Annotated in this window: 8 protein-coding genes; all 8 read right to left on the bottom strand. The window is 65.4% G+C overall.

The features are described 5' to 3' along the window. Positions 1-50: 50 nt before the first annotated feature. Positions 51-1,094 carry a UDP-N-acetylmuramate dehydrogenase gene (murB, locus tag AAF358_18845; GenBank protein ID MEM7707617.1) on the bottom strand — a complete coding sequence of 348 codons (1,044 nt, stop codon included), beginning with the start codon at positions 1,092-1,094 and terminating at the stop codon, positions 51-53. Next, positions 1,066-2,085 carry a quinone-dependent dihydroorotate dehydrogenase gene (locus tag AAF358_18850; protein ID MEM7707618.1) on the bottom strand — a complete coding sequence of 340 codons (1,020 nt, stop codon included), beginning with the start codon at positions 2,083-2,085 and terminating at the stop codon, positions 1,066-1,068. Before AAF358_18850 ends, murB begins: the two co-directional genes overlap by 29 nt. Before the next feature lie 51 nt (positions 2,086-2,136). After that, a complete protein-coding gene (locus AAF358_18855; GenBank protein ID MEM7707619.1) occupies positions 2,137-3,660 on the bottom strand; it encodes an aldehyde dehydrogenase family protein in 1,524 nt (507 codons plus the stop codon). Then, a complete protein-coding gene (locus AAF358_18860) occupies positions 3,657-4,688 on the bottom strand; it encodes a CsiV family protein (protein ID MEM7707620.1) in 1,032 nt (343 codons plus the stop codon). Before AAF358_18860 ends, AAF358_18855 begins: the two co-directional genes overlap by 4 nt. Next, complete coding sequence (mfd, locus tag AAF358_18865) at positions 4,685-8,107, bottom strand: transcription-repair coupling factor (GenBank protein MEM7707621.1); 3,423 nt, start codon at positions 8,105-8,107, stop codon at positions 4,685-4,687. Before mfd ends, AAF358_18860 begins: the two co-directional genes overlap by 4 nt. After that, positions 8,104-9,795 (bottom strand): Na+/H+ antiporter NhaC family protein, encoded by a 1,692-nt coding sequence (locus AAF358_18870; GenBank protein MEM7707622.1) that lies wholly within the window; start codon positions 9,793-9,795, stop codon positions 8,104-8,106. The genes mfd and AAF358_18870 overlap by 4 nt, the downstream gene beginning before the upstream one ends. Positions 9,796-9,856: 61 nt before the next feature. Beyond that, positions 9,857-10,786, bottom strand: a complete 930-nt coding sequence (locus AAF358_18875; GenBank protein MEM7707623.1) for an alpha/beta hydrolase — start codon at positions 10,784-10,786, stop codon at positions 9,857-9,859. A gap of 59 nt (positions 10,787-10,845) precedes the next feature. After that, positions 10,846-13,041 (bottom strand): error-prone DNA polymerase (locus AAF358_18880; GenBank protein MEM7707624.1); only part of this gene is annotated, 2,196 nt, incomplete at its 5' end.

Raw genomic sequence — 13,041 nt, forward strand, 5'->3', positions numbered from 1 at the left:
GTCGTCAGCACCCGCGTGCCGAAGGGCGGTCTTGCCGGGCGGGCTCTTGGTCAGAGGAGCTGCGGTTCGGGTTCCAGGTTGACACCAAACGTCTCGTGGACCGAGCGTGCGACGTCCTGCGCGAGCTGCCAGATTTCCTGCCCGGTGGCGTCGCCGTGATTGACCAACACGAGGCTGTGTCGCTCAGAGACGCCCGCATCTCCGCGGCGCTCCCCGCGCCAGCCGCACGCCTCGATCATCCAGGCTGCGCTCAGTTTCTTATGCCCCGCTTCCGCGGGATAGGCCGGCAGACCAGGATGGTTAGTTCGAAGCGCCTCATAGTGATCTTCAGCGACAACCGGATTTTTGAAAAAGCTTCCTGCGTTGCCTACCACCTCGGGGCTCGGGAGCTTTTTGCGTCGCAGTGAGCTGACCGCCCGTGCCACTTCCAGCGGGGTGATCGGTGTTCCGTCTGCGGTACCGCTTCGTTTGCGACAGGTTTCGAGCTCAGCCTCAACACCGGGATAGGTGAGGTTTGGGCTGCCGTCGCGAGTCAATGTCAGGACACATTCGGTAATCACGAAGCGCTCCGCGTCCGCTTCCCGAAACCGGCTGGTCCGGTAGCCGAAGTGACACGCTTCTCCGACTAGCGTGCGCCAGCGCTGCTCAACGCGGTCATAACAATTGAGCTGCGTGAGTACCTGAGCCAGCTCAGCGCCATAAGCACCGATATTTTGCATTGGGGCGGCGCCGGTCATGCCCGGAATCAGGGCGAGGTTCTCAATGCCCCACAGGCCCTGGCTGGCGGCCCACATCACTACCGCATGCCAGCGCTCCCCGGCAGCAACGCGGATTTTGACCTGGCCGTCGCGCTCGTCGACGATCTGACAGCCCTGGTTGTGGATCCGCAGCACCAGGCCGGGGTAGTCGCCTCGCAGCAGCAGGTTGCTGCCTTCACCGAGCACCAGCAGCGGCCGATTGGCGTCATCGGCCAGCGCGACGGCGTGTGCCACCTGCAGCCAGCGTTCGACGCTGACAAGCGCCCACGCTTCGGACGGGACGCCAAAGGTGTTGAGGTCTTTGAGGCTAGCGTTGTAGGTGATCGGCAGCAGCATGCCCGGCCTCGCCCAGCAGTTCCGGCCCGCGGTAGATCAAACCGGAGTAGATTTGAACCGCGCGCGCACCCAGGCGCACCTTGGCAGCGGCGTCATCACCTCGGGTGATGCCCCCGACGCCGATGAGGTCGATGGCGTCGTCCAGCTGGGCGCGCAGTGCCCCGAGTATCTCATTGGATCGCTCAAGGAGCGGCGCGCCGCTTAAGCCCCCGGCCTCGTCAGCCACCGCATGATCACCGAGCGAGCTTTTGTCTATGGTCGTGTTAGTGGCAATCACGCCGTCAGGCGCCGCTCGGTTGATGGCCGAAACCAGGGCTTCGAGCGACTCGGGGCTCTGATCGGGCGCCACCTTTACCGCCAGGGGAACCCGGCGTTGGTGCTGCTTTGCCAGCACTTCAGCCTCCGACTTGAGGTCCGACAGTAGGGCGTACATCGCATCACCCGCCTGCAGGTCGCGCAGCCCGGCGGTGTTCGGCGACGACACATTGATGGTGATGTAACTCGCCACCGAAAAAGCCTGGCGTAAACAAAAGACGTAGTCGTCTACGGCCCGCTCGTTGGGTGTGTCTTTATTTTTCCCGATGTTGACACCGATCACGCCGCGGAACCGTGCCTGCTGAATCCGGCTGACCAGGTGATCAACCCCAGCGTTGTTGAAGCCCATCCGATTGACCAGCGCCTGCTGCTCGGTCACGCGAAACATGCGCGGCTGCGGGTTGCCCGGCTGCGGCCGGGGTGTCACCGTGCCCAGCTCCAGGAACCCAAAACCCAGCGCCGCCAGGCCGTCGATGGCTTCGCCGTCTTTGTCCAGGCCAGCCGCCAGGCCAATCGGGTTTGGCAGCTTCAGACCCATCACCTGCACCGGGCAGGGAGGTGGGCGGTGCGCCAGCACGCGGGCAAATCGCCCGGCCTTGCTGAGCGCTTCCATCGTCAGATCGTGAGCCCGCTCGGGGTCGCGGCGAAACAGCCACGATCGTGCCAGCCCGAACATCAGCTTGGGTGCCGCGCCGCCAAGGCGAGGCGATACGAGGTGCGAAAGGCCCTACAGATCAAATTTGATGCCCTGCGCCAACGGCAGCTCATGGCCGTAGTTGATCGTGTTGGTCTGGCGCCGCATGTAGGCTTTCCAAGCGTCGGAGCCCGATTCTCGGCCGCCGCCGGTTTCCTTTTCCCCGCCGAACGCGCCGCCAATCTCCGCGCCCGACGTACCGATATTCACGTTGGCAATCCCGCAGTCGCTGCCGGCCGCTGAGAGGAACTGCTCGGCGGCGCGCAGGTCGGTCGTGAAAATCGCCGACGACAGTCCCTGTGGCACGCTGTTCTGGATGGCGATGGCATCATCCAGCGTGGCGTAGGGCAGCAGATAGGCGATTGGTGCAAAGGTCTCCTGGCTGACCATGGGCATGTCGCTGGTGGCGCGAACGAGCGTCGGCTGGACGAAGTTGCCGGCGCCCTCGATGACGTCGCCCCCCGCCAGCAGCTGGCCGCCCTGCTCGCGGATGGTCGCCACGGCGCGGGTGAAGCGGTCCACCGATTCGGTGTCGATCAGCGGACCCATCAGCGTATCGGGGTCCAGGGGGTCACCGATTCTCACCTGGCCGTAAGCATCAGCCAGCGTGGCGCCGAGCTCATCGATGATGGACTCGTGGGCGATCACCCGGCGGGTTGTGGTGCAACGCTGCCCGGCGGTCCCGACAGCACCAAAGACAATTGCCGGCACCGCCAGCTTCAGGTCGGCCGTCGGGTCGACGATCATGGCGTTGTTGCCACCCAGCTCCAGGAGAGACTTGCCCGTGCGATCGGCGACCCGGGCGCCCACCTTGATCCCCACGGCGCTCGAGCCCGTGAAGCTCATCAGATTGACGCGTGGGTCGTCGACAAAGCGCTGGGCCAGCTTATTGCCGGCATCGTTGAACAGCATAAAAATCGGCGGATAGCCGCCGTCTTCGAGCGCTTGATTGCAGATCTTCATCGTTGCCACCGAGCAGAGCGGCGTTTTGGGTGACGGTTTCCAAACGCTGACGTTGCCGCAAACCGCAGCGATAAACGCATTCCAGGCCCAGACGGCCACCGGAAAATTGAACGCTGAGATGATCCCCAACACACCCAACGGATGCCACTGCTCGTACATGCGGTGGGAGGGCCGCTCCGAATGCATCGTTTTGCCGTACAGCATGCGCGACTGACCGACGGCAAACTCGCCGATGTCGATCATCTCCTGCACCTCGCCGTCACCTTCGGCCTTGATCTTTCCCATCTCGAGGCTGACCAGGGAACCCAGCGCGTCCTTGTTCAGACGCAGCGCCTCCGTGGCCAGGCGCACCGCCTGACCGCGCTCCGGCGCGGGCACCTTGGCCCAGGCTTTGGCCAGCTCGGTTGCTGCGCTCATGGTTGCGTCGTAGTCGGCGTCCGAGGTGCTCGCCACCCGCGCGATCAACTCCCCGGATGCCGGGCTGAAGGATTCGATAGCGTCGCCGGTCGCCGGCGCCCAACGGCCGTGATAACAGCCTTCGTTGACCGTGTCGGCGGCAAGCTGCAGACGGGTGAGCAGATTAGTGTTTGTCATGGGTTTTCCTGTGGCTCGGCGCCTTCCGGCGGCCATTGTTTAACCAGCGCTACGACACCAAAAAACTGGTGGTCGAAATAATTGACCGCGTCGAGCGTCACCTGGCGTCGCTGCGTGATTCGATGGGTGGTGTAATTGCCGGGCTGCCGCAGCGTCTTGATGTCGTCGTAGTGGGGCGCACCGCGTCGGTCCTTCCGATGCAGCGCCAGGTCGATGCGCAGATGCAGAAAACGCCCCCGTTCCAGCGCCACCGTGCCGTCTACCCCAAACACCGGCTCCCGAGCCTGCGCGCCCAGCAGCATGCCCGCGCTGTCCAGCTCCTGTCGGTCCAGCAGCGTGCCGCCGAACAACCTGACCGGCTGCGGATCGCCAAAGGTGGCTGCCGGCTGATGCCAGCCTCGCAGCGTCAACGGCGTGAGTCCGGGTTCCGCCGCCAGCGCACGCCATTCCCGCACCATGATCAGCGATTCAGCGGGCACAGCAACAAACAGATCGGTGACGGGCAGCAGCGGCGCGCTGCGTGCCAGGGCCGCCGGCGCTGGCGGGGGCAGGAGCTCAAGGCCGATACCCCCGCTGCCGGCCTCATCGCTTATCGGTTCCTGGCCCGGCGGGTCCAGGGGATCATTGGTCGGAAGCGTGTCGGCGCCTTCGTCGGTGAGCGGCTCCAACGTGCTGCGGGTGAACGGATCCGGGCGCTGGCGGGGTCCCGCTGTCGGCGGTTGTGCCTGCCAGCGGCCAGTGGCATAGCCCGTCTGCGGCGTCACCACGGTTCTCTCCAGCAGGCCGGTTTCGGAGTTGAGGAACAGGCTGGTTTCGACCAGCGGCCAAAGTGTCAACGCCTGGTCGAGGGCCGGCTCATCGGGGAACCGATAGAGGGGTTCGCTGGCGGTATCGCGCTGGAACACCAGGATCTCGACGTAGTAGCGCGGATCTTCGGAGTCGCCGGCTCGCGGCTGGCCTAGCGCCGGGGCAAGCATCAGCAGCAGCATCGCTGCCAGCGTGCCGATATGAGTGCGGCGCCCGCTCATGCCGCCTGCCGCTGGTTGAGGCGCGCGAGCAGCTGCTGCGCCGCCGCAACCCGCTCCTCCGTGGTGTCGAGATCCATGCTGATCTTCAGCCGATGTTGACCGTCGAAGGTGTAGCGACTGGGTTCACTCTGCACCATTTTGATCACCGTCAGCGGCTCGACCGACGCGCTTTCCAGAAACTCGATGGTGCCGCCACCGTCGTGCATCTGCAGGCGTCGGATTCCAAGCGCCTCAGCGCTTTGCCGCAGCCGCGCGACCGTAAACAGATGCTGCGTCGGCTCCGGCAGCAGGCCAAATCGGTCGATCATCTCCACCGCAATCGCGTCCAGCGCCTCACCGTCCGGAGCGCTAGCGATTCGCTTGTAGAGAACCAGCCGCATGTGCACGTCCGGCAGGTAGGCATCTGGGATGAGCGCCGGAATCGACAGGTCCACCTCACAGCCGTGGGCCTCCGGCAGATCCTCTTCGGGCAGCTGGCCGGCGCGCATCGCTCGGACTGCTCGCTCCAGCAGTTCCATATAGAGCTGGAAGCCCACCTGCGCAATCTGACCGCTCTGGTCGTCACCCAGCAGCTCACCGGCGCCGCGGATCTCCAGATCGTGTGTGGCCAGCGTAAAGCCGATACCCAGCTCTTCGAGCGACTCCAGCGCCTCCAGGCGTTTGATCGCATCGGCGGTCATTGCTTTGGGCGGCGGCGTGATCATGTAGGCATAGGCGCGGTGGTGTGACCGGCCAACCCGACCGCGAAGCTGATGCAGCTGGGACAGTCCCAGCCGATCGGCCCGATTGATGATGATGGTGTTGGCGGAAGGCACGTCGATGCCGTTTTCGATGATGGTGGAGCACACGAGCAGGTTGATGCGCTGCTGGTAGAAGTCGCGCATGATCACCTCCAGCTCACGCTCCGCCATCTGCCCGTGAGCCACCCCGGTTCGGGCGTGGGGAAAAAGCTCCTCGAGCTCCCGCGCCATGCGCTCGATCGTCTTGACCTCGTTGTGCAGAAAATACACCTGGCCGCCGCGATTGAGCTCGCGCGACACCGCGTCTTTGATGGTGCCGTTGTCCCACTGGGCGACAAACGTTTTCACCGCTATACGATGCGCTGGCGCGGTGGCGATGATCGACAGATCCCGCATCCCGGAGAGCGCCATGTTGAGTGTCCGGGGAATCGGGGTGGCGGTCAGGGTCAGCAGATCCACCTCCGCGCGCATCTGCTTGATGCGTTCTTTCTGGCGCACCCCGAAGCGCTGTTCCTCGTCGACGATCAGCAGACCGAGGTTTTTGACCATGACGTCCTTCTGCAGCAGGCGGTGGGTGCCGATGACAATATCGACCTTGCCGTCGGCCAGATCCCTTAGCACCCCGGTTGACTCACCCTTTGACTGGAATCGGGATAGCGCCTCAACCCGGACCGGCCAGCTCGCAAAGCGCTCAGCGAAGCTGCGCCGGTGCTGCTCGGCCAGCAGCGTTGTCGGCACCAATACCACCACCTGGCTGCCGGCCTGCACCGCCACAAACGCGGCACGAAGCGCAACCTCGGTTTTGCCAAAGCCGACGTCGCCGCAGACCACCCGGTCCATCGGCTGGTCGCTGGCCAGGTCCGCCAAAACCGCCTCGATGGCTGTGGCCTGATCGTTGGTTTCCTGAAACGCAAAGCCGGCGCAGAAGCGGGCATACATCGCGTGGTCAATCGGCATGGCGCGGCCGCGCCGGGCTTCGCGCCGCGCGTACAGCTCGAGCAGCTCCGCCGCCACGTCGCGCACCTTCCGGGCGGCCTTGCGCTTCGCTTTGGCCCACTGATCGCCGTTGAGCTTGTGCAGTGGCGCGTGCTCCGGATCAGCGCCCGTGTAGCGGCTGATCAGGTGCAGGGCGGAAACCGGCACGTAGATCTTGTCGCCACCGGCGTACTCCAGCGCCAGGAACTCGGCCTCAACGCCGCCGGCCGACATGCGGTTGAGGCCCTGATAGCGGCCCACGCCGTAGTCCTCGTGCACCACCGGGGAGCCCGGGCTCAGGTCGTTCAGATCGCTGATGATGGTCTCGGCGCTGCGCCCGGTACGCCGCTCGCGGCGAAGCACCGTGTTGCGCCGGCCCAGCAGCTCGGTTTCGGTGAGGAAGGTCGGGCCGTCCTCCATCACAAAGCCGGTGTTGAGGAGACCAACGGCGGTGTGCAGCCCGGTCTCGACGCTGGGCCAGTCCGTGAGCTGGGCGAGGGTGCCTGGATGCTGCCCGTGACCCAGCAGGTGTTCCGTCAGGATCTGTCGTCGTCCCTCGCTGCTGGCCACCGCAATGAGCGCGCCGTCGGCGACCTTAAGCTGCTCGGCCAGGCGCGCTTCACCACCGTCAGCCTCGAGATCCGTTATTGGCGCCGGGCTGACATGGAGCAGGGGCTTCACCTCCGGGTTGGCGCTGTAGCTGGCGCTGACGAAGCGGCCCAGCACGGCCTGGGTCTCCTCGGGCGTGAGCAGAAGCTCGGTCGGGTTGAGGATCGGGCGGCGCACGTCGTGGCGCCGGTCCTCATAGCGCGCGTTAAGCTGCAGCCATGCTTCGGAGAGCGCGTCGCCGAGGCGATCGACCTGCAGCAGCAGCGTGCGCTCGGGCAGGTAGTCAAAGATCGTCGCCGTCTGCTCGAAGAACAGCGGCAGGTAATATTCGATGCCGTTGCCCGGCACCCCGGCCTTGGCGTCTTTGTAGATTTCGCAATGCTGTAGGTTGACGTCGAAACGATTGCGGAAAGCGGCGCGGAAGGTGTCCGCGCCAGCCTTGTCAAACGGGTACTCGCGCGCGGGCAGCAGCGCGATGTGCTCCATCTTTTCCAGGCTTAGCTGCGTCTCCGGGTCGAAGCTGCGGATAGTCTCGACCTCGTCGTCGAACAGCTCGATGCGAAGCGGATGTTCAGCACCCATCGGAAACAGATCCAGCAGCGAGCCGCGCACGGCGAACTCACCCCGCTCGTTCACCTGCGGGACGCAGCGATAGCCGGCGGCGCCCAGCCGCGCGCGCTCCTGCTCCGGATCGAAGCGGTCGCCGATCTTCAGCACCAGCCCCTGGCCGTGAATAAAGCTGGGCGGCGCAATACGCTGTGCCAGCACCTGGGCGGGCATCACCAGCGCGCCGCGCTGGGTGGTTTTGAGCTGGTAGAGCGTAGAGATCCGGTCCGAGGTAATGTCCGGATGGGGTGCAAACTGGTCGTAGGGCAGGGTTTCCCAGTCCGGAAACGGCAGCACGGGCTGCCCGAAGGCCTGGATTTCGTCGGTCAGGATCTGCGCGCTGCGCGAGTCTTCGGTGATCACCAGCACAAACTGCCCGCGGTCGGCCACCTGGTGCGCTACGGCGAGTGCCAGAGAGCTGCCCGGGAGAAAGCCCCAGTCGGCCAGCCGACCTGGGGTACCGGGGATGGGCGGGTTCAGCAGCTTCACGCGGTTGACCCGACCGCTGCAGCCTCTTTTGCGCCACGACCGAGGACCCGCGGCGCCGCTATCAATAACGCCAGGCAAATCGCAAAGCTGGCCCACCAAGGGAAGCCGAAGCCAATCGGCAACAGGCCCCCGGCAATGGCGACGGTGGCCACGGTCATGGCGTAGGGCAGCTGGGTATTGACGTGCTCGACGTGGTCGCACCCGGACGCCATCGACGACAGGATGGTGGTGTCGGAGATCGGCGACACGTGGTCACCCCAGACGGCGCCGCCCAGGACGCTGGCAATCGAGGCGTAGAACACGGCCGCGCCGGTGCCTTCGAGCGGTGCTCCGCCGGAGACCGCCCAGGCCAGCGGCACAATGAGGGGAATGAGAATCCCCATGGTGCCGAAGCTGGTGCCGGTACCAAAAGCCGTCAGCGCCGCCAGCATGAAGACAAGCGTCGGCAGGACCGCCGGGTTGATGGCGTCGCCGAGCTGCTCAACCAGGAATTGGCCGGTGCCGAGCGCGTCCGTGACGCCGGACATCGCCCAGGCCATCACCAGGATGGTGATCGCGGTGATCATGCTGCCGACACCTTTGAGCCAAGCCTCCATGGTCTGCTCCAGGGTCATGATGCCCTGCAGTACGGTGAGCGCGACGGCGACAATGCAGCTGGCCGTGGACGCCCAGACCAGGGCTGCGTAGGAATCACCGTCTCCGATCACCTGCTGAAGCGTCTTGCCTTCGCCGCCGCCGCCGGTTTCCCAGAGTCCCCACATGACACCCAGTATGAGCACGGCGATCGGCGCGATGGCGTTGATCGCCCGTTCGGGCGGGCCGGACTGGCCGTCCGAAGCATCCGTCGGAGCGACCTCTTGCACCGGTTCAGCCGCCGCCTCGCTGCTGACCATCGGGCCGTAGTCTCGCCGAGAGATGACAATGATGAACACAAAAGCAATCGCCAGCAAAGGATAGAAGCTGTACTGCAAACTGTAGAGAAAGATCAGATAAGCATCTGTTTCAATACCAATTTTCTCCGCCGCATCGCCGATCAAACCCACCTGGTAGCCGATCCACGTGGTGATCAGCGCAACGCAGGACACCGGTGCCGCGGTGGAGTCGACGATGTAGGCGAGCTTCGCCCGGGAGACGCCCATGCGATCGGTCACCGGACGCATCGCGTTGCCCACGACCAGCGTATTGGCATAGTCGTCAAAAAAAATGGCGAGCCCTAGGCCCGCGGTGGCCAAGCTGGCCCGGCGTGCGTCCCGGGCCCAGCGGGTCAGGCGGGCGACCACCCCCTGCATGCCGCCGTTGTTGGCGATCACCCCGACCATTCCGCCGATCAGCAGCGAAAAGACAATGACCGAGGCATGGCCTTCGTCGGCGAGCGCCTGCACCACGTAGACCTGGCTCACGTCGAGCATGCCCTGGCCAAAGCCCGCGAGGCTGAGGTCGTAAACCGCCCAGGCGCCGACCCACAGGCCGATGAATAGCGCGAGGATCACCTGCCGGAAAATCAGCGCAATCCCAATCGCCAGCAGCGGCGGCAGAATCGAAAACACGCCCTTGTGGGTCGTCTCGTCAGCGTCGGTCCCCTGCGCCAGCGCCAGCTCCGGTAGCAGGACGGCCGCGACCATGATCGTGATCGGGGTCAGGAGCCGCAGGTAAGGCGAGATGGCTAGGCGATTGCGGGTTTGAGACATAGGGTTCCTGGCGGGTTTTTTCGGCATTGCGCTGCGGTGCGCAAGGATACCGATTTGTGGCTCATCCGTCGCCTGTCCGGAAGCGCAGGTAGCAGCGGCTCACGGACTCCGGCGCTTCAAGCTGCGGATAGTGCCCGATGGTCGGATCCCGGGTCAGCTGCACGTTCGGGCACTCCTGCTCCAGGGCATCGGCCAAGTGGGCGCCGGAAACCGGGTCGAGCTCGCCGATCAGGGCCCCGACCGGGCAGGAAGCGTCTCGCACCGCGTTGATCCATCGCTCCCCGTGCTCTGCGCGCTCCCGGATGTACTGGCTGATGGCGGCCATCACGCGCCGACCGCCGTGCTGTTCGATCAGCTGCCAGCAGGCAGCCAGCTCCGCCTCGCTCGGCTGGGTGTCGGGTCCAAACACTTCAGCGAAAGAGCGGTAGAAGCGTTTTCGGCTCATCAGCCGCGCCACCAGTGGGCCCAGCGGGCCGATCAGCAGGCGTTGGACCGGTCGCGGCCGGTGCTGGTCTGGGATGATGCCGCCGTTCAGCAGATAGGCCGACAGAATCTCCAGCTCCGGCGGAGCGAGGCTCAGCAGCTCTTGCGCCACGCTGTCGCCGTAGTCGTGAGCCAGCAGATGGACGCGGTTGATCCCGAGCTCGCGACACAGGGACAGACAGAGCTGAGCCTGGTCGCGGATGCTGTAGCGGTAGTCTCGCGGCTTGGCGGAATAGCCAAATCCGATCATATCTGGCGCCACCAGCGGTCCGAGGGTTTGCAGCGTTGGCCAGATCGCGTGCCAGTCCCAGGATGCGGTGGGAAAACCGTGAATCACCAACGTCGCCTCGCCGTGAGCCGCGCGATGGTGCTGCGCCACGACGCGGTGGCCGCGGTAGCTGAACCATTCGGTGGTCAGATACCAGCGGGCCAGGGAGGAGTCCGGAGCGTGCGGCTGGCTCCGAGTACTGTCCTGGGCGACACCATCGGCGAGGTCGGGTGTTGTCATGTGGGCCATTTTACTCCTTGCCGCGCGGTAGGGGCGACGACAGGCGGTTCGGCGCAGCGTCAGCAGAAGTTGCGGGCGCGGATTTTGAGGTCGCCCAGCAGGTGATCAAAGCAGTGCAGCCGCTCAGCGATCAGGTGCCAGACGCCTTCCTGACACTCCAGCACGCCGTCCACCGCCATCAGCGTGCTCGCCAGCAGCACCCGGCGCTGGGTGACCGCCAGGTCTTTCCAGACGATCACGTTGAGCATGCCGGTGTCGTCCTCCAGGGTCAGGAAGGTCACCCCGCTGGCGGTACCCGGCCGCTGGCGCAGGGTCACCAGGCCGGCGCAGCGCACGCGGCTGCCGTGAGGCTTGGCCTGCACGCGTTCAACGGTCAAGGCCCGCTCCTGCTCCAGCATCGGCCGCAGCAGCGCCAGCGGATGACGGCCCAGCGTGAAACCCTGGGTGGCATAGTCGGCCAGCAGATTTTCCGCCTCGCTGGGCTCTCGCAGGCTGACCGGCGCCTCATCAATACTGCTGCTTTCCAGCAGCTTGGGGAAATGCTCCACGCCGGCCACGTCCCAGGCGGCCTGATGGCGGTTACCCGACAGGGAGGTCAGGGCACCCGCTTCGGCCAGGCAGCGCTGCTGCTTGCGGTCGAGCCCGGCTCTCAGCACCAGATCCTGAACGCTGCTGAAGGAGCGCTGTCGGCGCGCCTCGAGGAGCCGCAGGGCGGCGACCTCGGGAAAACCTTTGCACTGGCGCAGCCCCAGGCGCAGCGCCGGGCTTCCTTCGGGCGAGCGGCGCTGACCGGGCTCGGGCTCCAGCGTGCTGTCCCAGTCGCTGAAGGAGACGTCCGCCGGCAGGACGGTCACGTTGTGCCGGCGCACGTCCTGGACCAGCTGGGAGGGAGAGTAAAAGCCCATCGGCTGGCTGTTGAGCAGAGCGCAGCAGAAGGCGGCCGGCTCAAAACACTTCAGCCAGCACGATACGTACACCAGCAGCGCGAAGCTGGCCGCGTGCGACTCGGGAAAACCGTAAGAGCCAAACCCTTTGATCTGCTCGAACACGCGCTGGGCAAACTCCTCGTCGTAGCCGCGCTCACGCATGCCTTCAATGATGCGCCGCTCGAAGTGCTCCAGCCCCCCGTGGCGTTTCCAGGCCGCCATGGAGCGGCGCAGCTGATCGGCTTCGCCAGCGCTGAAGCCGGCCGCCACGATAGCCAGCTGCATCACCTGCTCCTGAAAAATCGGCACGCCCAGCGTCCGCTCGAATACCTCCTTCAATGCCTCGGAGGGGTAGGTGACCAGCTCCTTGCCCTGACGGCGGCGCAGGTACGGATGCACCATCTTGCCCTGGATCGGGCCAGGCCGGACGATCGCAACCTCGATCACCAGGTCGTAGTAACAGGCCGGCTTGAGCCGCGGCAGCATGCTCATCTGGGCCCGGGATTCAATCTGGAAGACGCCGATCGTGTCCGCCTTCTGGATCATTCGGTAGACCTCCGGATCCTCGGCCGGGATGTCCTCGATACGCAGCCGGCGGCCGCGCCAGCGGCTGATGAGATCCAGGCAGCGGCGGATGGCGCTGAGCATGCCCAGCGCCAGGCAATCCACCTTCAGCAGCCCCAGCGCCTCCAGGTCGTCTTTGTCCCACTGGATGATGGTGCGGTCCGCCATGGCGGCGTTCTCCACCGGCACCAGCTCCGCCAGCGGCTGCTGGGAGATGACAAAACCGCCCACGTGCTGCGATAGGTGGCGAGGAAAGCCCAGGATTTCCCCCGTCAGTACCAGCAGCCGCTGAATGGCCGGCGTGCGGGCGTCAAAACCCGATTCGGACAGCCGCTCCGTGAGCGCCTCCAGGCTGTCCCAGGCGGTGATGCTGCGCGCCAGCCGGTCCACCTGCTCCAGGTCGAAGCCCAACGCTTTGCCCACGTCGCGGATCGCGCTGCGCGGCCGATAGCTGATCACCGTGGCGGCCAGCGCGGCCCGGCGCCGGCCGTACTTCCGATAGACGTACTGCAACACCTCCTCGCGGCGCTGGTGCTCAAAGTCCACGTCGATGTCGGGCGGCTCGTTGCGCTCCTTGGAGATAAAGCGCTCGAACAGCATGCTCATGCGGGCCGGGTCCACTTCGGTGATGCCCAGGCAGTAGCAGACCGCGGAGTTAGCTGCGGAGCCGCGGCCCTGACAGAGGATCTGCTGGCGGCGCGCAAACGCCACCACGTCCTCCACGGTCAGAAAGAATGCTTCGTATTGGAGCTCAGCGATCAGCGC

Source organism: Pseudomonadota bacterium, assembly GCA_039033415.1.
In the GTDB taxonomy this organism is placed as follows: Bacteria; Pseudomonadota; Gammaproteobacteria; order Xanthomonadales; family SZUA-38; genus JANQOZ01.

Excerpts from the sequence above, each read along its gene's own strand:
- AAF358_18850 (MEM7707618.1), bottom strand. The coding sequence starts at position 2,085 with ATGTTCGGGCTGGCACGATCGTGGCTGTTTCGCCGCGACCCCGAGCGG.
- murB (MEM7707617.1), bottom strand. The coding sequence starts at position 1,094 with ATGCTGCTGCCGATCACCTACAACGCTAGCCTCAAAGACCTCAACACC.
- AAF358_18855 (MEM7707619.1), bottom strand. The coding sequence starts at position 3,660 with ATGACAAACACTAATCTGCTCACCCGTCTGCAGCTTGCCGCCGACACG.
- AAF358_18870 (MEM7707622.1), bottom strand. The coding sequence starts at position 9,795 with ATGTCTCAAACCCGCAATCGCCTAGCCATCTCGCCTTACCTGCGGCTC.
- AAF358_18875 (MEM7707623.1), bottom strand. The coding sequence starts at position 10,786 with ATGACAACACCCGACCTCGCCGATGGTGTCGCCCAGGACAGTACTCGG.
- AAF358_18860 (MEM7707620.1), bottom strand. The coding sequence starts at position 4,688 with ATGAGCGGGCGCCGCACTCATATCGGCACGCTGGCAGCGATGCTGCTG.